The sequence below is a fragment of the Burkholderia latens genome (assembly GCF_902499045.1).
Lineage (GTDB): Bacteria > Pseudomonadota > Gammaproteobacteria > Burkholderiales > Burkholderiaceae > Burkholderia > Burkholderia latens.
In genome coordinates this window covers 1-17,544 of the sequence record NZ_CABVPL010000017.1, presented here as the reverse complement: position 1 = coordinate 17,544, position 17,544 = coordinate 1, and the positions used below count along the sequence as shown (strand labels likewise).

Here is a 17,544-nt window from a genome sequence, read left to right as displayed (position 1 = left end):
ATATTAGCTTTTCAAAAATCGGGTCCATGCAATCAACGAACCGGAACCACAAGGAGTCCGACATGGAGCAGACAGAATCGCCCGTCGTCTTCGCCGCGCGCGACGATGCATCCGGCGTGCATTTTCCGCACGACGACGGTTCGCGCGTGCCGTACAAGGTGTTCAGCTCGCGCGCCGTCTACGATCGCGAGCAGGAGCGCATCTTCCGCGGGCCGACGTGGAACTTCGTCGCGCTGGAGGCGGAGATTCCGAACGCCGGCGACTTCAAGAGCACGTTCGTCGGCGACACGCCGGTCGTCGTCACGCGCACGGAGGACGGCGCGCTGTCCGCGTGGGTGAACCGCTGCGCGCATCGCGGCGCGCAGGTGTGCCGCAAGTCGCGCGGCAACGCGAGCTCGCACACGTGCGTGTACCACCAATGGAGCTTCGACAACCAAGGCAACCTGCTCGGCGTGCCGTTCCGGCGCGGCCAGAAGGGGATGACCGGGATGCCGGCCGACTTCGACCCGAAGCAGCACGGGCTGCGCAAGCTGCGCGTCGACAGCTATCGCGGGCTCGTGTTCGCGACCTTCAGCGATGAAGTCGCGCCGCTGCCCGATTATCTCGGCGAGCAGATGCGCCCGTGGATCGACCGGATCTTCCACAAGCCGATCGAGTATCTCGGCTGCACGCGCCAGTATTCGAAGTCGAACTGGAAGCTGTACATGGAGAACGTGAAGGATCCGTATCACGCGAGCATGCTGCACCTGTTCCATACGACCTTCAACATCTTCCGCGTCGGGATGAAGGCGCGCTCGATCCCGGATGCGAACCACGGGCTGCACAGCATCATCACGGTGACGAAGACGGGCGACGACACGTCGGCCGCATACAAGCAGCAGAACATCCGCTCGTTCGACGAAGGTTTCCATCTGGAGGACGAATCGATCCTCGATCTCGTGCCGGAATACGACGAGGACTGCACGAACCACATCCAGCCGATCTTCCCGCAGCTCGTGATCCAGCAGATCCACAACACGCTGGTCGCGCGGCAGATCCTGCCGAAGGGGCCGGACAACTTCGAGCTGATCTTCCACTTCTTCGGCTACGCGGACGACACGCCGGAGCTGCGCGCGCTGCGCATCAAGCAGGCCAACTTGGTCGGCCCGGCCGGCTACATCTCGATGGAAGACACCGAGGCGACCGAACTGGTGCAGCGCGGCACCGTGCGCGACGCCGACGCGACGTCGGTGATCGAGATGTCGCGCGGCAATCCGGACCAGCAGGACACGGTGATCACCGAAAGCCTGATCCGCAAGTTCTGGGTCGGTTATCAGAAGCTGATGGGCTATTGAAGCGGGAGCGCGCAACGATGGAAAACCTGACGGAAGACATGAAGACGTGGTTCGAGATTTACATGCTCCAGAACCGCTACATCGGCCACCTCGACAACGACCGGCTCGAGCACTGGCCGGAGATGTTCACGGAGGACTGCACGTACGAGATCGTGCCGAAGGAGAACGCGGATCTCGGCCTGCCGGTCGGGATCGTCCACTGCACGAACCAGCGGATGCTGCGCGATCGCGTGGTGTCGCTGCGGCACGCGAACATCTATGAAGAGCACACGTACCGGCACATGACGTCGGGTCTGGCGATCGTCGCGCAGCGCGACGGCGAGATCGACACCGAGAGCAACTACGTGGTCGTGCAGACGCGCAGCAACGGCGAATCGAACGTGTACCAGGCCGGCAAGTATTACGACACGGTCGTGCGCACGCCCGACGGGCTGCGCTACAAGACCAAGCGCGTGATCTACGACACGTCGCGCGTGCAGACGCTGCTCGCGACCCCGATCTGACCGATCTGACGAAGCAAGGAATCGACATGACTGAAGCAACGCTCGCGCAATGGCATCCGCTGGGCGCATTCGACGAATTCTCCGAAGACGAACCGGCGGCGCGCGTCGCCGGCCAGAAGCCGATCGCGGTATTCCGCATCGGCGACGAACTGTTCGCGATGCACGATCTGTGTTCGCATGGTCACGCGCGGCTGTCGGAAGGCTATGTGGAGGACGGCTGCGTCGAATGTCCGCTGCACCAGGGGCTGATCGACATTCGCACCGGCGCGCCGAAATGCGCGCCGATCACCGAGCCGGTGCGGGTCTATCCGATCCGTGTCGTCGACGGGCAGGTGGAAGTGAATGTCGACTGACCCGTTCGTGATCGTCGGCGCCGGCCATGCGGCCCGGCGCACGGCCGAGGCGCTGCGCGAGCGCGATGCCGCCGCGCGCATCGTGATGATCGGCGCGGAACGCGAGTTGCCGTACGATCGCCCCGTGCTGTCGAAGGATGCGCTGCTGAGCGACGGCGGCGAGCAGCGCGCGTTCATCCGCGACGCGGGATGGTACGACGCGCAGCGCATCGAGCTGCGGCTCGGCACGCGCGTCGACGCGATCGAGCGCGATGCGCAGCGGGTGCGGCTCGACGACGGCGCGACGCTGCCGTACGCGAAGCTCGTGCTCGCGACGGGATCGCGCGTGCGCACGTTCGGCGGGCCGGTCGACGAAGGCGTCGTTGCGCATTACGTGCGGACCGTCGCCGATGCGCGCGCATTGCGTGCGCAGCTCGCGCCGGGGCGCCGCGTGGCGGTGCTCGGCGGCGGCTTCATCGGCCTCGAAGTGGCCGCGGCCGCGCGCCAGCTCGGCTGCGACGTGACGGTGATCGATCCGGCGCCGCGCCTGCTGCAGCGTGCGTTGCCGGAGGCCGTCGGCGCGTATGCGCGGCAACTGCATGACGCGCGCGGCGTGGTCTTCAAGCTGGCGACGCTGCCGCGTGCGATTCGCCGCGCGCCGGCGGGCGGCGCGATCGTCGAGACCGATCGCGGCGACGTGCGGGCCGACGTCGTCGTGGTCGGCATCGGCGTCGTGCCGAACGCCGAGCTCGCGCACGCGGCCGCGCTCGACGTCGACAACGGCATCCGTGTCGATGCAGGCTGCCGCACGGCCGATCGCGCGATCTTCGCGGCAGGCGAGGTGACGATGCATTTCAATCCGCTGCTCGGGCGTCACGTGCGGATCGAGTCGTGGCAGGTCGCGGAGAACCAGCCGGCCGTCGCGGCCGCGAACCTGCTCGGCGCGGACGAAACGTATGCCGAGCTGCCGTGGCTGTGGTCCGATCAGTATGACTGCAACCTGCAGATGCTCGGCCTTTTCGGTGGCGAGCGGACCACCGTCGTGCGCGGCGATCCGGCGAACGGACCGTTCACGGTGTTCGGGCTCGGCGGCGACGGGAGGATCGTCGCGGTGGCGGCCGCGAACCTGGGGCGCGATATCGGCGCGTCGCGCAGGCTGATCGCGGCAGGCGCCGTGCCGGATCCGGCGAAGCTCGCCGATCCGGCGGTGAACCTGAAAACGTTTTTGTGACGCGATGCGCGAGCGCGGCCGGCATGGCTGCGTTCGCGCATCGCTTCCTGGTCCGTCAAGTGGCGCGCGGGCGGACGCCCGCTGCGGACGACATGCCCTGGCATGCGGGTTTGTCGTCGGTCGGCGATCGGTGCATATTAGCGGCATTGCCGTTTCACCGGTCGCCCATGACGCCAGACAAAGCCCTCGAACTGAAACGCAGCAAGCGCCGTGCGCTCTGGCTGCTGCTGGCCGCCGTCGCGGTATTCGTGACGACGATCCTGTTGCCGCGCGGCCCGTGGGTCGATGGCTTCAAGGCGGTGGCCGAGGCCGCGATGGTCGGCGCGCTCGCCGACTGGTTCGCGGTCGTCGCGCTGTTTCGCCGCGTGCCGATCCCGTTCGTGTCGCGCCACACCGAAATCATCCCGAAGAACAAGGACAAGATCGCGGACAATCTCGCGGTGTTCGTGCGCGAGAAATTCCTCGGTCCCGACGCGCTCGCCGCGCAGATCCGCCAGCACGATCCCGCGCAGAAGCTCGGCGCGTGGCTCGGCGAGCCCGCGAACACCGACGCGCTCGGCGGCTACGTGACGAAGCTGATGAGCTTTGCGCTCGACATGACCGACGACGCGCGGATCCAGTCGTTCGTCCACGACGCGTTCCGCGCGGTGATCGACCGGATCGACCTGTCGCAATCGGCCGGCGCGGTCCTCGACACGCTGACGAAGGACGGCCGCCATCAGGCGCTGCTCGACGATGCGATCGAACAGGTGGTCGACGTGCTCGACAAGGAGGAAAACCGTGAGGTGATCGCGGGCTTCATCGTCGAATGGCTGAAGACGCAATATCCGAAGGTCGAGAAGATCATGCCGACGCAGTGGTTCGGCGAGAACGGCGCGCGGATGCTCGCGAGCGCGGTGAGCCGCGTGCTCAAGGGCGTCGCGGCCGATCCCGAACACGAACTGCGGCAGCGCTTCGACCGCACGGTCGTGCGGCTGACCGAACGGCTGAAGCACGACCCGGTGTTCATTGCGAAAGGCGACGAGATCAAGCGCTACATCCGCGATGGCGATGCGTTCAACGACTATGTGCGCGACTTGTGGGATCAGTTGCGCGCATGGCTGAAGGCCGATCTCGCGCGCCCCGATTCGGCGCTGCACCGGCAGGCCGCGACGCTTGGCGGCTGGCTCGGCGCGCGGCTCGCGGAAAGTCCGGCGCTGCGCGCGTCGCTGAACGAGCACATCGAGCGGGCCGTGCACGAAATGGCGCCGGATTTCGCGGATTTCCTGATGCGTCACATCCGCGATACGGTGCGCAACTGGGATGCGCGCGAGATGTCGCGGCAGATCGAGCTGAACATCGGCAAGGACCTGCAGTACATCCGCATCAACGGGACGCTGGTCGGCGGGCTGATCGGACTCGGGCTGTACGTGGTGTCGCTGGTGCCGCGCTGGGCGGGCGCGTGGCTGCATTGATGCGGTTGCACGCATCGCGCGGATGCCGGACCGCCGCGCGCTCGATTCACGCGTGCGCTTTCGCGCCGTGCAGTTGCAGGCCGAGTGCCTTGATCACCTTCAGGATCGTGCCGAAGCTCGGATTGCCGTCGTGCGACAGCGCCTTGTACAGCCCTTCGCGCGACAGGCCGGCGTCGCGCGCGACCTGCGACATCCCGCGCGCGCGGGCGATCACGCCGAGCGCATGCGCGATGAAGGCCGGGTCGTCGCCGGCTTCCTGCAGGCAGGCCTCGAAATAGTCGGCCATGTCGTCGTCGGTTTTCAGGTGTTCGGCCGAATCCCGCGGCCGGGTCTTGATCTTGTCCATCGCTTACTCCATGTCGAGCCGCTCGAGCATCGCGTGCGCGGCGCGGATGTCCGCCTGTTGCGTCGACTTGTTGCCGCCGCAGAGCAGGATCACCCATATGGTTCCGCGCCTCGCGTAGTAGACGCGATAGCTCGGGCCGTGGTCGATACGCATTTCGACGACGGGCGAGCCGGCGGATTTCCAGTCGCGCGGGCTGCGCATCGACAGGCGGTCGATGCGCGCCTGGATGCGCCGCCGCGCGACGCGAGCGGTGAGGCCGGCAAACCACGCGTCGAAGGCGTCGGTGGTCCGGATACTGTACGCAGGCGCACTGTGGGGCATGGATCGCAGCATGTAAACCATGGTTCACAGATTGATTGAATAGCGTTCGGTTCCCGCTACAGCAGGGCCGCGCGCGCGGTTTGAGGCCGAATTGGCCGTCAGGCCGATGCTGCGGGGTGCCGGCCCTGGCCATCCGGTCGAAGTCGCAATGCCGCGAATCCGTCTACAATCAAAAACGTCCTTGCCGCCCGCGCATGCTTTCCTGGTTTGCCGCGCGCGGGCGGATCCGTTCGTCCTCCCGCCCAGGGAGGCGCCGCCGTGCCGCCGAGCGACGCACGGCGGGCAGTGCAGTGGTTGTATCCGGTAGGTAAAGCGTCCGCGCGCCGTAGGCCGGCGCGCGTTCTGAACGTCGCGCGCCCGTAAGCCGGGCAGGCGGCATCAACCGAGAGTCCCCACCCATGAAAGCATCGGATCTGTTCGTGAAGGCGCTGGAAGCCGAAGGCGTCGAGTATGTGTTCGGCATTCCCGGCGAGGAAAACCTCGATCTGCTCGAATCGCTGCGACGATCGAAAATCAAGCTCGTGCTGACCCGGCACGAGCAGGCGGCCGGGTTCATGGCCGCCACCTACGGCCGTCTGACGGGCCGTACCGGCGTGTGTCTCGCGACGCTCGGGCCCGGTGCGACGAACTTCGTGACCGCCGCCGCGTACGCGCAGCTCGGCGGCATGCCGATGCTGATGATCACCGGCCAGAAGCCGATCAAGTCGAGCAAGCAGGGCCACTTCCAGATCGTCGACGTCGTCGACATGATGCAGCCGCTCACGAAGTTCACGCGGCAGATCGTGTCGATCGGCAACATCCCGGCGGCCGTGCGCGAGGCGTTCCGCCGCGCGGAGGAGGAGCGTCCGGGCGCCGCGCACCTCGAACTGCCGGAGGACATCGCGCACGAGGAGGGCGACGGCAAGCCGATTCCGCGCAGCTACAGCCGCCGGCCGGTGGCCGAGGAGAAGGCGGTCGCGCACGCGATCGACGCGATCCAGGCCGCGCGTCATCCGCTGCTGATGATCGGCGCGGGCGGCAATCGCAAGACGACCTGCAAGATGCTGCTCGAATTCGTTAACAAGACGGGCATCCCGTTCTTCACGACGCAGATGGGCAAGGGCGTGATCGACGAAACGCATCCGCTGTGGCTCGGCAACGCGACGCTGTCCGACGGCGATTTCGTGCACCGCGCGATCGAGCATGCCGATTGCATCATCAACGTCGGCCACGACGTGATCGAGAAGCCGCCGTTCTTCATGCGCGCGGACGACAAGACCGTGATCCACGTGAACTTCCTCGGCGCGCAGGTCGATCCCGTCTATTTCCCGCAGATCGAGGTGGTCGGCGACATCGCGAACGCGGTGTGGCAGATGAAGGAAGCGGTGACGCCGCAGCCGCACTGGGATTTCGAGCGCTTCACGATGATCAAGGAGCATTTCGACGCGCATCTGCAGAAGGGCCAGCACGATCCGCGCTTTCCGATGTATCCGGTGCGGATCGTCAACGACCTGTACAACGCGCTGCCGGTCGATGGCATCGTCTGCCTCGACAACGGGATGTACAAGATCTGGTTCGCGCGCTACTGGCGTGCGCACGAGCCGAACTCGCTGCTGCTCGACAACGCGCTCGCGTCGATGGGCGCAGGCCTGCCGTCGGCGATCGCGACGAAGATCGTGCATCCGCAGCGCAAGGTAATAGCCGTGTGCGGCGACGGCGGTTTCATGATGAATTCGCAGGAACTCGAAACGGCCGTGCGGCTGAAGCTCGACATCGTCGTGATGATCCTGCGCGACGATGCGTTCGGGATGATCCGCTGGAAGCAGGAAAACATGAACTTCCCCGATTTCGCGATGACGCTGAAGAATCCCGATTTCGTGTCGTATGCGCAAAGCTACGGCGCGCACGGGCATCGCATCGGCGCGGCCGACGATCTCGAGCCGCTGCTGCGCGACTGCTTCGCGACGCCGGGCGTGCACTTGATCGACGTGCCGATCGACTATTCGGACAACGAGCGCGTGCTCAACCGCGAAATCAAGCGCCTGTCCGCGCAACTCTGAATCCGCAGTTCACTGGAAGGAGCGTTCCATGCTGAAGGACACCTATCCGTACTACCTGGCCAACGAGGCCGTCTACGCGAACACCGATCTGGAAGTGACCGACAAGTTCAGCGGCAAGGTCGCGACGCGCGTCGCGCTCGCCGATGCGAACGCGATCGATGCGGCCATCGGCGCGGCGGTCGACGCGACGAAGCCGATGCGCGAACTGCCGGCCTACAAGCGGCAGGCGGTGCTCGACCACTGCGTCGCGCGTTTTCGCGAGCGCTTCGACGAGCTGGCCGAAGCGCTGTGCATCGAGGCCGGCAAGCCGATCAACGATTCGAAGGGCGAAGTGACGCGGCTGATCGATACGTTCCGCGTCGCGTCCGAAGAGGCGGTGCGCATCGACGGCGAAGTGCTCAACCTCGAGATCTCGGCACGCGCGCAAGGCTACACCGGCTATACGCGGCGCGTGCCGATCGGCCCGTGCTCGTTCATCTCGCCGTTCAACTTTCCGCTGAACCTCGCCGCGCACAAGGTCGCGCCCGCGCTGGCCGCCGGCTGTCCGTTCGTGCTGAAGCCCGCGAGCCGCACGCCGGTCGGCGCGCTGATCATCGGCGAGGTGCTCGCGGAAACCGATCTGCCGAAGGGGGCGTTCTCGGTGCTGCCCGCGCATCGCGACGGCGCCGACCTGTTCACGACGGACGAGCGCTTCCGGCTGCTGTCGTTCACGGGCTCGCCGGCCGTCGGCTGGGCGCTGAAGGAGAAGGCCGGCAAGAAGAAGGTGGTGCTGGAGCTCGGCGGCAACGCGGCGGCGATCGTCGACGCGGATCAGCGCGACCAGCTCGACTACGTGGTCGATCGTCTCGCGTTCGGCGCGTACTACCAGTCGGGCCAGAGCTGCATCGGCGTGCAGCGGATCCTCGTGCATGCGGATCTGTACGACGCGCTGCGCGACAAGCTGATCGCGAAGACGCGTTCGCTGAAGATGGGCGATCCGAAGGATCCGTCGACGTTCGTCGGCCCGATGATCTCCGAATCCGAATCGCGCCGGTTGTCGGGCTGGATGGATGCGGCCGTGGCGGCGGGCGCGAAGATCGTCGCGGGCGGCAAGGTCGACGGCGCGATGTTCGAGGCAACGCTGCTGGAGAACGTCGGCCGCGATCAGGATCTGTACCGCAAGGAGGCGTTCGGCCCCGTCGCGATCCTCGAGAAGTTCGACCGCTTCGACGATGCGCTTGCGCGCGTGAACGACAGCGACTTCGGGTTGCAGGCCGGCGTGTTCACCGATTCGCTCGCGCATGCGCAGCGCGCGTGGGACGAGCTCGAGGTTGGCGGGGTCGTGATCAACGACGTGCCGTCGTTCCGCGTCGACAACATGCCGTACGGCGGCGTGAAGGATTCCGGGCTCGGCCGCGAAGGGATCCGCTACGCGATCGAGGACATGACCGAGCCGCGGCTGATGGTCGTGCGGCGCCGCTAGCGAGACGGCGGGCGGCGCGGTGCCGCAGCGGCACGGCACGCGGGCGAGCGATCGCGCCGGCCCGCGTGCCGTTTTCGTTTCGGCGCACGCACGCGGGCGAGCGGCGGGGGGTTCGCACGTGTGCGCGTGACGGCGCATGAGGTCGCCCGTGCCAACGCACCCAATGCACCAACGCCCCAACGCGCTCGACTGCGGGCATCGCATCGTGATGTAATCGCGCGACACGGCCATCCGGGGTACGACACCTGCTGGCGTGCGCATTCATTCTTCACGAGGTCGATCGATGTCCCCCGTCTCGGCATTCAAGCTGGTTCTGCTGTCATTCCTCGCGATCGTCGCACTCGAGTGCATCGCCAAGCGGTTGCGATTGCCGCCCGCGGCCGCGCTGCTGATCGGCGGCATCGGCATCGCGTTCATTCCCGGCCTGCCGCCCGTCAATCTCGATCCGGAACTCGTGCTGCTCGTGTTCCTGCCGCCGCTGCTGATGGACGGGGCGTACTTCACCGTGTGGGAGGAGTTCAAGCGCAATGTCGGCGGCATCCTGTTGCTTGCGATCGGCGCGGTCGTGTTCACGACGTTCGCGGTCGGCTTCGCGGTGCACTGGGTCGCGCCGTCGCTGCCGTGGGCCGCGTGCTTCGCGCTCGGCGCGATCGTGTCGCCGCCCGATGCGGTGGCCGCGAAGGCGGTGCTCGAACGGGTCGCGCTGCCGCGCCGGCTGATGGTGCTGCTCGAAGGCGAGAGCCTGTTGAACGACGCGGCCGGCCTGGTGCTGTTCCGCTTTGCGGTCGCGGCCGCGCTGACGGGCGCGTTCAGCTTCGAGCACGCGGTCGTGCGCTTCGCCGAACTCGGGCTCGGCGGTGTCGTGGTCGGCTTCCTGGTCGGCAAGCTCGTCGTGTGGTTCCTGAAGCAGCTCGACGACGACTATCTGACGATCACCGTCGCGGTGATCGCCGGCTGGATCGCGTACATCGCCGGTGAAATGGTCGAGGTGTCGGGCGTGATCGCAACGGTCACGGCCGGGATGATCATCGGCTGGCACCAGCACGAAGTGTTTTCGGCCGCCGTGCGCACGCGCGGCACGGCATTCTGGCAAGTCATCGTGTTCCTGCTCGAGGCGATGGTGTTCGTGCTGATCGGGCTGTCGCTGCGCGGCGCGATTCATCGGCTCGGCGGCTTCGAGCAGGTGCTCGGCACGATGATGCCGGCGGTGCTTGCGGTGCTCGCCGCCGTGATCGTGTCGCGCTTCGTGTGGGTCTATGCGATCGAGGCGCTGAAGTGGCCGGTGCGCGGGATCGTGCGGCGCGGCGGCGCGCCCGACTGGAAGGCCGCGACGATCATGAGCTGGGCCGGCATGCGCGGCGTCGTGACGCTGGCGATCGCGCTGTCGCTGCCCGAGGCGATGCCAGGCCGCGACGTGATCCTGGTCGCGTCGTTCGCGGTGATCCTCGTCACCGTGCTGCTGCAGGGCACGACCATCGGGCCGCTGATCCGGCTGCTGCGCGTGCCGCCGAGCGAAGCGCGCGCCGCGCATCACCTGACCGAGCCGCAGACGTGGGCCTATATCGAGGCGGCGCAGCTTGCGGCGATTCAGCCGCTGGTGCGCGACGACAGCGGCAACGTGATTCATCCGCGGCTGCTCGAGCAATACACGTATCGCGCGGAGCTGACCGAGCGCGCGAAGAACGAGCCCGAGTATCCGGCGGAGGTCCGCGTCGCGCACTACGACGTCGTGCTCGCGGCGATCAAGGCCGGCCGCGCGGAATTGTTGCGCCTGCATCGTTCCGGCCGCATTCACGACGAGATGCTGCACATGGTCGAGCGCGATCTCGACCTGCAGGAAGTGTCCGCGCAGCACGCGCGCGGGTAAGCCAGTCACGCGCCTGGTGCGCGGGCGGTACGGCGCGCGCCACCCCCGCGCCCGCGCTCAACCGCACGTCGACGCGTTCGCGCTGCGGCCGAGCCGGTCGCGGCGCCCCGGCTTCTCGTCCATCTTGCCGGATTGCGCGTTGCCGGAATCCGGCCCCGATACGATCCCACCCGCCACCCTTGCAGCGCATGCAAGCCTCGTGGCGCCGGCTTCGCAAACGTTATCGTCTTTCGCGTCGGGAAATGATCCGATTTATCTGAATCCCGGACTTTCACCATATTTGGCAAAACTAAACCGTAACGAGATAGATGCTGTGTTCTAATTTCATTTAGAATCAGCCGGTTATCTTTATTTAGAGAAAGCGCGCGGAGGTAATGCGACCGTCGTCGGGGGAAAATCGGCGTTCGGATCTCCGCGAGCCAATGCCGACGGGCCAGATCGGCAACCACAGGCGGATTTCTCGACCGCCAAATTAAGATGGCGTCCAAGTCGGATAAACAACTCCCATGAAAGAATCAATTGGAGATTTGGCGTTTGAAACGGTATTTATGAAAGAATCGAGCGGTGAAAATGCGCCGGATTGTCTTGAATCGGGGCTGTCGGTTCTGCTCGTCGACGATCAGCCGTTCGTCGGCGAGGTGATCCGCCGCGCGCTGCGCGGCGAGCACGATATCGACCTGCATGTATGCACCGATGCGCACCGGGCGATGGCGGTCGCGCGCGACGTGAAGCCGACGGTCATCCTGCAGGATCTCGTGATGCCGGACATCGACGGTCTCGATCTCGTTCGCGCATGGCGCGCCGACGCCGATACCGCGCGCGTGCCGATCATCGTGCTGTCGGCGAAGGAGGAGCCGATCGTCAAGCGCGAGGCGTTCATCGCCGGCGCGAACGACTATCTCGTGAAGCTCCCCGATGCGATGGAACTGACCGCGCGCATCCGCTATCACTCGAATTCATATCTGATGTCGCGCCAGCGCGACGAGGCGCTGGATTTCCTGTCGCACGACATGCGCTCGCCGCAGACGTCGATCCTCGCGCTGCTCGAGGTCTACCGGAACGAGCACGGCGACATGCCGGCGATCATGGAGCGCATTGCCGGCCATGCGCGGCGCGCGCTCGCGCTCGCCGACGGTTTCATCCATCTGACCCGCGCGCAGTCGGAGCGTCGCGCGCACGAGGTCGTCAGCCTGAACGAGATCGTGCTCGATGCCGTCGACCAGCTGTGGGAGAAGGCGGCCGGCTTCGGCAGCCGCGTCGTCGCGCACGTGCCCGGCACCGAATGCGTGACGATGGGCGATCGCATGATGCTCACGCGCGCGGTCGCGAACCTGATCGACAACGCGCTGAAGTACGGGCCGGCCGGCACGGACGTGCACTGCACGCTGAGCGGCGACGGCGGCGCGTGGCTGATCGGTGTCGAGGACGCCGGCGCCGGCATCGCGCCCGAGCAGCGCACGGCCGCGACCGAGTCGTTCGTGCGGCTCGAATCCGCGCACGGCGCGGCGCGCAGCGGCTTCGGCCTCGGGCTCGCGTTCGTCCGCGCGACGGCCGCGCGGCATCGCGGCCAGATCCTGATGCGCAATACGGCGCGCGGCTTCATGGTCGCGCTGCGGTTGCCGGCGCAGGCGGAGCGGTGATGCCGTGGCGCGGCCTGCCGGTGCCGCGCTGCCCGAGAGACCCCGATGTGCTCGTGGCGTGCCGTGCGGCGCGCGGGCGGGCGCGGATTTTTTCAACGCTGAAATTTAGAAAGCCCATAACGAACATGGCCACCGTGACACCTCGCGCGACCAATGAAAGCCTGCATCCGACGATCGGCGGCGCCGCCCGGCTGACGCTCGGCAACCGCATTCTGCTCAGCTTCGGCGTGCTGTTCGTGCTGATGCTCGTGACCGCCGGCGTGTCCTACGAGCGTCTGCGCGCGATCAACGCGGAAGCCGTCAGCATCGAGCGCGACTCGCTGCCCGGCGTCTATCTCGCGGCGTCGTTGCGCGCGGCGGTCAACGAATCCTTCACGCTGCTGCAGCAGGCGACGTTCGTCGAAAGCGATCCCGAGGCCGTGCAACGCGATCTCGCGAAGATCGGCGATGCGGTGAAGGACGTCGAGTCGCTGTCGGTCGATTACCAGAACACCACGTTCCGCGACGACGACCGCCAGCGCTTCGCGACGTTCCGCGCATCGTTCGACCGCTACCTGCCGCTGTTGAACGATGCGCTCGAAAAACACCGGTTGTCGCACGAAGAAGCCGTCGCCGCGTACGCGAAGGTGCAACCCGCGTGGGCCGAGGTCGTGCGCAACGCGAATACGCTGGTGCAGGAGAACCGCAAGTTCGCCGACCAGTCCGCGAAGCTGATCCGCGGGTCGGTGCAGGATACCGAGATCGTGCTCGCGGCCGCGCTCGGCGTCGTGCTGCTGTCCGCGCTCGCGCTCGGCTACGGGCTGTTCCGCGCGATCACCGTGCCGATGGCGCGGCTCGTCGAGGTGCACGACGTGATGCGCACCGGCAACCTGACGCGCCGTCTCGACCTGCGTCGCCGCGACGAGTTCGGCACGCTGGAGACGGGCTTCAACCGGATGGCCGACGAACTGACCGAGCTGGTCGCGCGTGCGCAGCAGTCGTCGCTGCAGGTGACGACGTCGGTCGCCGAAATCGCGGCGACGTCGCGCGAGCAGCAGGCGACCGCCAACGAAACCGCGGCGACGACGACCGAGATCGGCGCGACGTCCCGCGAGATCTTCGCGACGTCGCGCGACCTGCTGCGCACGATGAACGAGGTGGCCGGCGTGGCCGAACAGTCTGCGACGCTCGCGGGCGTGAGCCAGAGCGGCCTCACGCGGATGGGCGAGACGATGCGCAGCGTGATGGACGCGGCCGGCTCGGTGAACGCGAAGCTCGCGATCCTCAACGAGAAGGCGCTGAACATCAACCAGGTCGTCGCGACGATCACCAAGGTGGCCGACCAGACCAACCTGCTGTCGCTGAACGCGGCGATCGAGGCCGAGAAGGCCGGCGAATACGGCCGCGGCTTCGCGGTCGTCGCGACGGAGATCCGCCGCCTGGCCGACCAGACGGCGGTGGCGACCTACGACATCGAGCAGACGGTGAAGGAGATCCAGTCGGCCGTGTCGGCGGGCGTGATGGGGATGGACAAGTTCTCCGAGGAAGTACGCCGCGGGATGCTGGACGTGCAGCAGGTCGGCGGCCAGCTGTCGCAGATCATCGCCGAGGTGCAGACGCTCGCGCCGCGCTTCCAGATGGTCAACGAAGGGATGCAGACACAGGCGAACGGCGCCGAGCAGATCACGCAGGCGCTGTCGCAGCTGTCGGAGGCCGCGCAGCAGACGGCCGAATCGCTGCGGCAATCGTCGCAGGCGATCGACGACCTGACGCTCGTCGCGAACCAGCTGCGCACCAGCGTGTCGCGCTTCAAGGTCGACGCATGATGCGCGCCGAGCCGCACGGCGGCGCGCACGCGCTGTTCCTGATGTTCGACCTCGACGGCGAGCGCTATGCGCTCGACGCGGCCGACATCGACGCGGTGCTGCCGCTCGCGGCCGCCAAGGCCGTGCCCGGCGCGCCCGAATGGATCGCCGGGCTGCTGATGCGAGGCGGCCAGCCGGTGCCCGTGATCGACGTGCCGATGCTCGCGCTCGGACGGCGTGCGCATGCGCTGCGTTCCACGCGGCTGGTGATGGTGCGCTACCGCGCCGAGCCGCTCGATCGTGCGCGTGTGATCGGGCTGATCGTCGAGCGCGCGACGCAGACGCTGCGGATCGACCGCACGGCGTTCCGCGCGAGCGGCATCTCGACCGCGCGCACGCGCTGGCTCGGGCGCGTCGCGCACACGCCCGACGGGATCGTGCAGCAGGTGTCGGTGTCCGAACTGATCGGCGACGTCGCGCGCCCGTATCTGCTCGACGGTCTGCCGGGCCACCGGGGGGAGTCCACATGAAAGCGTCCGATTCGCGATTTCGCGACTGGCTGCTGCGCGAAACCGGCATCGATCCCGATTCGCTCGGCAACGATTTCCTGCTCCGCGCGCTGACGGAACGCGTGCACGCGCTGCAGGGCGACGGCGAACGGCTGCCGTCGGCGGCGCGCGCGCCGCTCACGCCGGAAGCGCTCGATGCGTACTGGCAGCAGCTCAACGCGTCGGCCGACGAGCGGCGCGCGCTGATCGAGCTGTTCGTCGTGCCGGAAACGTGGTTCTTCCGCGACCGCGAAGCATTCTCGACGCTCGCGCGGCTTGCAGCCGAGCGCGTCGCCGCCACGCCCGGGCGCGTGATTCGCGTGCTGAGCGCGCCATGCTCGACCGGCGAGGAGCCGTATTCGGCGGCGATGGCGCTGCTCGACGCCGGGCTCGATCCGGCCAGCTTCGCGATCGACGCGATGGACCTGAGCACGCGCGCGATCGAGCACGCGCGGCTCGGCTGTTACGGGCGCAACGCATTCCGCGGCACGGCGACCGAGTTTCGCAGCCGCTACTTCACGCCGGTCGCGGACGGCTGGCTGCTCGACGAACGCGTACGTGCGTGCGTGCAGTTTCGTCAGGCGAACCTGATCGAGCCGGGTGCCGATACGGGCATCCGCTACGACTTCGTGTTCTGCCGCAACGTGCTGATCTATTTCGACCGCGACGCGCAGGATCGCGTGATCGGTTCGCTGGAAAGCCGGCTCGTCGATGACGGCATGCTGTTCGTCGGTCCGGCCGAAACGGGCGTCGCGATGCGGCACGGAATGCGCTCGGCGCGCGTGCCGCTCGCATTCGCGTTCCATCGCGCGCACGGCGGCACGGCGGACGGTTATGCGGCCGGGCATGCGGCGCCGATGCCGGCGCCCGCGCCATACCGGCGCGCGGAGCGCTTCGCGGTCGCGCCGCCGGCCGCGACACGGCCGTTGCGGGCTGACGTGCCGCCGGCATGGGCGGGCGCCGCGCCGGTGTTCGGCGCGCGTGCGCCGGCCGAGCGCGCGACGGCGTTCGAGCCGCCGGCCGACATCCGTGGCGGCTCGCCGCGCGATGCGATCAACGCGATCAACGCGATCAACGCGATCAACGCGGCCAATGCGATCAACGCGGCGAACGTCGCGAATGTCGTGCATGCAGCCGACGCGCCCGCCGCTCCGCTCGCCGACAGCACCGCGCCGACGCTCGAGGAAGCGCAGGCGCTGGCGAACGCGGGCGCGTTCGACGAGGCCGAGCGCGTGCTCGCACGGTTCTCCGCGCATGCCGGGCCGCACGCGGACGCGTTCTACCTGAACGGGCTGATCGCGGACGCGCGCGGACGCGCCGCCGAAGCGGGCGATTTCTACCGGAAGGCGTTGTATCTGCGGCCGACGCATCACGAAGCGCTGACGCATCTCGCGACGTTGCTGGACGTCGTCGGCGACGGCGCCGGCGCGCAATGGCTGCTCGAGCGCGCACGGCGCTCGGCCGGATGATGAGAAGACGGGTTGGGAGCCGACATCGGGATGACCGACGAAACAATGAACCGCGACGCCGTGGCCGCTGACGTCACGACGATCGGCGTCGACGACTGCTGGAACCGGATCGGCACGCGGGGCGACCGCTCGTGCGAGCGGCTGGCCGACTGCCTGCGCTGCCTGAACTGCCCGGTCTACGCGTATCACGCGGCGAAGCTGCTCGAGCGTCCGCTCGGCGCGGCCGAGATGGCCGACGCCACGCAGCGGATCAGCGCGGCCGACGCGCCGCGCGCACACGCCGACGACGATACGCGCCACGCCGCGCTCGCGTTTCGCGTCGCCGACGAATGGCTCGCGCTGCCGATCGGCGTGCTGCGCGAGATCGCCGGCACGCGCCCAATCCATTCGCTGCCGTATCGCCGTCATTCGGCCGTGCGCGGCGTGGTCAACATTCGCGGCACGCTGCGCATCGCGATCTCGATCGGCGCGCTGCTCGGCCTCGACGCGGGCAGGAGCGGAGAACGCGGCGCCGATGGCCGTTTCACGCGGCTGCTCGTCGCCGCGCACCACGGCGAGCCGGTGGTGTTTCCGGTCGACGAAGTCGAGGGCGTGCTGCGCTTCGGCGCGTCCGAGTGGGTGCCCGTGCCGGCGACGGTCGGGCGCGCGAGCGCCGGGCTGTCGCGCGGCGTGCTGTCGTGGCGCGGCAAGTCGGTGGGCCTGCTCGACGACGATCGGCTGTTCGACGCCGTCACACGGAGCATGCGATGAGCGGCGACGACGATCTGAGCCACCTGTCGTTGCTCGAGCTGTATCGCGAGGAAACGCGCACGCAGACCCAGGCGTTGTCCGAGCGCCTGCTCGCGCTCGAAGCGGGCGAGCCGGACGCCGCCGCGCTCGAGGCCTGCATGCGCGCCGCGCATTCGTTGAAGGGCGCCGCGCGGATCGTCGGCGTGCCGCTCGGCGTCGACATCGCGGGCCGGATGGAAGAATGCTTCGTCGCCGCGCAGGCCGGCACGATCGTGCTGACGGCCACGCACGTCGACGTGCTGCTCGCCGGCGTCGACCTGCTGGTGCGCGTCGCCGATCCGCAGGCGCAGCCGGTGTCGGCCGTCGAGATCGATGCGTTCGCGCTGGCGCTGACCGGCGCCGACGGCTCACGCGCGATGCCGGCGCCGGCCTTCGCGCCGCCGCCGGCGCCGCCGTCCGCCGTGCCGTTTCGCGAGCACGACGGC

General features: G+C 67.8%; 16 protein-coding genes. 14 read left to right on the top strand and 2 right to left on the bottom strand.

The window, feature by feature from the left end; translation table 11 throughout:
* Positions 1-62: 62 nt before the first annotated feature.
* From andAc to BSE24067_RS14120, 5 genes are all read left to right on the top strand, one after another.
* Positions 63-1,334, top strand: coding sequence for an anthranilate 1,2-dioxygenase large subunit AndAc (gene andAc / locus BSE24067_RS14140; RefSeq protein ID WP_151067935.1), 1,272 nt, complete (start codon positions 63-65; stop codon positions 1,332-1,334).
* 17 nt (positions 1,335-1,351) lie between these two features.
* A complete protein-coding gene (gene andAd / locus BSE24067_RS14135) occupies positions 1,352-1,837 on the top strand; it encodes an anthranilate 1,2-dioxygenase small subunit AndAd (protein ID WP_151067933.1) in 486 nt (161 codons plus the stop codon).
* A gap of 26 nt (positions 1,838-1,863) precedes the next feature.
* Positions 1,864-2,190 (top strand): anthranilate 1,2-dioxygenase ferredoxin subunit AndAb, encoded by a 327-nt coding sequence (gene andAb / locus BSE24067_RS14130; protein WP_151067931.1) that lies wholly within the window; start codon positions 1,864-1,866, stop codon positions 2,188-2,190.
* Positions 2,180-3,400: an anthranilate 1,2-dioxygenase system ferredoxin--NAD(+) reductase gene (gene andAa, locus BSE24067_RS14125; RefSeq protein WP_151067929.1), complete on the top strand. Its 1,221-nt coding sequence runs from the start codon at positions 2,180-2,182 to the stop codon at positions 3,398-3,400. Before andAb ends, andAa begins: the two co-directional genes overlap by 11 nt.
* A 167-nt stretch (positions 3,401-3,567) precedes the next feature.
* Positions 3,568-4,854 carry a DUF445 domain-containing protein gene (locus tag BSE24067_RS14120; protein ID WP_151067927.1) on the top strand — a complete coding sequence of 429 codons (1,287 nt, stop codon included), beginning with the start codon at positions 3,568-3,570 and terminating at the stop codon, positions 4,852-4,854.
* 46 nt (positions 4,855-4,900) lie between these two features.
* Here the strand turns inward: BSE24067_RS14120 and BSE24067_RS14115 are convergent, their stop codons facing one another.
* Positions 4,901-5,200 carry an addiction module antidote protein gene (locus BSE24067_RS14115; RefSeq protein ID WP_151067925.1) on the bottom strand — a complete coding sequence of 100 codons (300 nt, stop codon included), beginning with the start codon at positions 5,198-5,200 and terminating at the stop codon, positions 4,901-4,903.
* 3 nt (positions 5,201-5,203) lie between these two features.
* On the bottom strand, positions 5,204-5,521 hold the full coding sequence (locus BSE24067_RS14110; RefSeq protein ID WP_151067923.1) for a type II toxin-antitoxin system RelE/ParE family toxin: 318 nt from the start codon (positions 5,519-5,521) through the stop codon (positions 5,204-5,206).
* A 398-nt stretch (positions 5,522-5,919) separates the two neighbouring features.
* On the opposite strand from BSE24067_RS14110, the gene BSE24067_RS14105 reads away from it, so the two are divergent.
* From BSE24067_RS14105 to BSE24067_RS14065, 9 genes are all read left to right on the top strand, one after another.
* Positions 5,920-7,560: an acetolactate synthase large subunit gene (locus BSE24067_RS14105; RefSeq protein ID WP_151067921.1), complete on the top strand. Its 1,641-nt coding sequence runs from the start codon at positions 5,920-5,922 to the stop codon at positions 7,558-7,560.
* A 28-nt stretch (positions 7,561-7,588) separates the two neighbouring features.
* On the top strand, positions 7,589-9,022 hold the full coding sequence (locus BSE24067_RS14100) for an aldehyde dehydrogenase family protein (RefSeq protein ID WP_151067919.1): 1,434 nt from the start codon (positions 7,589-7,591) through the stop codon (positions 9,020-9,022).
* A gap of 283 nt (positions 9,023-9,305) precedes the next feature.
* Positions 9,306-10,889, top strand: a complete 1,584-nt coding sequence (locus BSE24067_RS14095; protein WP_151067917.1) for a Na+/H+ antiporter — start codon at positions 9,306-9,308, stop codon at positions 10,887-10,889.
* Between the two features lie 506 nt (positions 10,890-11,395).
* Positions 11,396-12,529: a hybrid sensor histidine kinase/response regulator gene (locus BSE24067_RS14090; RefSeq protein WP_151067915.1), complete on the top strand. Its 1,134-nt coding sequence runs from the start codon at positions 11,396-11,398 to the stop codon at positions 12,527-12,529.
* Positions 12,530-12,654: 125 nt separating this feature from the next.
* Positions 12,655-14,334 (top strand): methyl-accepting chemotaxis protein, encoded by a 1,680-nt coding sequence (locus BSE24067_RS14085; protein ID WP_151067913.1) that lies wholly within the window; start codon positions 12,655-12,657, stop codon positions 14,332-14,334.
* Positions 14,331-14,843, top strand: coding sequence for a chemotaxis protein CheW (locus tag BSE24067_RS14080; protein WP_151067911.1), 513 nt, complete (start codon positions 14,331-14,333; stop codon positions 14,841-14,843). The genes BSE24067_RS14085 and BSE24067_RS14080 overlap by 4 nt, the downstream gene beginning before the upstream one ends.
* The gene (locus BSE24067_RS14075; RefSeq protein ID WP_174904784.1) at positions 14,840-16,330 is read left to right on the top strand and encodes a CheR family methyltransferase; all 1,491 of its coding nucleotides are present in this window, start codon (positions 14,840-14,842) and stop codon (positions 16,328-16,330) included. The genes BSE24067_RS14080 and BSE24067_RS14075 overlap by 4 nt, the downstream gene beginning before the upstream one ends.
* 45 nt (positions 16,331-16,375) lie before the next feature.
* Complete coding sequence (locus tag BSE24067_RS14070; protein WP_151068773.1) at positions 16,376-17,080, top strand: chemotaxis protein CheW; 705 nt, start codon at positions 16,376-16,378, stop codon at positions 17,078-17,080.
* Positions 17,077-17,544: Hpt domain-containing protein (locus BSE24067_RS14065; protein WP_174904783.1), on the top strand; the 468-nt coding region annotated here is incomplete at its 3' end. The genes BSE24067_RS14070 and BSE24067_RS14065, both read left to right, overlap by 4 nt.

Bases quoted from the DNA above. Each gene is read 5' to 3' on its own strand.
- andAc (WP_151067935.1), top strand. From the start codon at position 63: ATGGAGCAGACAGAATCGCCCGTCGTCTTCGCCGCGCGCGACGATGCA.
- andAd (WP_151067933.1), top strand. From the start codon at position 1,352: ATGGAAAACCTGACGGAAGACATGAAGACGTGGTTCGAGATTTACATG.
- andAb (WP_151067931.1), top strand. From the start codon at position 1,864: ATGACTGAAGCAACGCTCGCGCAATGGCATCCGCTGGGCGCATTCGAC.
- andAa (WP_151067929.1), top strand. From the start codon at position 2,180: ATGTCGACTGACCCGTTCGTGATCGTCGGCGCCGGCCATGCGGCCCGG.
- BSE24067_RS14120 (WP_151067927.1), top strand. From the start codon at position 3,568: ATGACGCCAGACAAAGCCCTCGAACTGAAACGCAGCAAGCGCCGTGCG.
- BSE24067_RS14115 (WP_151067925.1), bottom strand. From the start codon at position 5,200: ATGGACAAGATCAAGACCCGGCCGCGGGATTCGGCCGAACACCTGAAA.
- BSE24067_RS14110 (WP_151067923.1), bottom strand. From the start codon at position 5,521: ATGCCCCACAGTGCGCCTGCGTACAGTATCCGGACCACCGACGCCTTC.
- BSE24067_RS14105 (WP_151067921.1), top strand. From the start codon at position 5,920: ATGAAAGCATCGGATCTGTTCGTGAAGGCGCTGGAAGCCGAAGGCGTC.
- BSE24067_RS14100 (WP_151067919.1), top strand. From the start codon at position 7,589: ATGCTGAAGGACACCTATCCGTACTACCTGGCCAACGAGGCCGTCTAC.
- BSE24067_RS14095 (WP_151067917.1), top strand. From the start codon at position 9,306: ATGTCCCCCGTCTCGGCATTCAAGCTGGTTCTGCTGTCATTCCTCGCG.
- BSE24067_RS14090 (WP_151067915.1), top strand. From the start codon at position 11,396: ATGAAAGAATCAATTGGAGATTTGGCGTTTGAAACGGTATTTATGAAA.
- BSE24067_RS14085 (WP_151067913.1), top strand. From the start codon at position 12,655: ATGGCCACCGTGACACCTCGCGCGACCAATGAAAGCCTGCATCCGACG.
- BSE24067_RS14080 (WP_151067911.1), top strand. From the start codon at position 14,331: ATGATGCGCGCCGAGCCGCACGGCGGCGCGCACGCGCTGTTCCTGATG.
- BSE24067_RS14075 (WP_174904784.1), top strand. From the start codon at position 14,840: ATGAAAGCGTCCGATTCGCGATTTCGCGACTGGCTGCTGCGCGAAACC.
- BSE24067_RS14070 (WP_151068773.1), top strand. From the start codon at position 16,376: ATGAACCGCGACGCCGTGGCCGCTGACGTCACGACGATCGGCGTCGAC.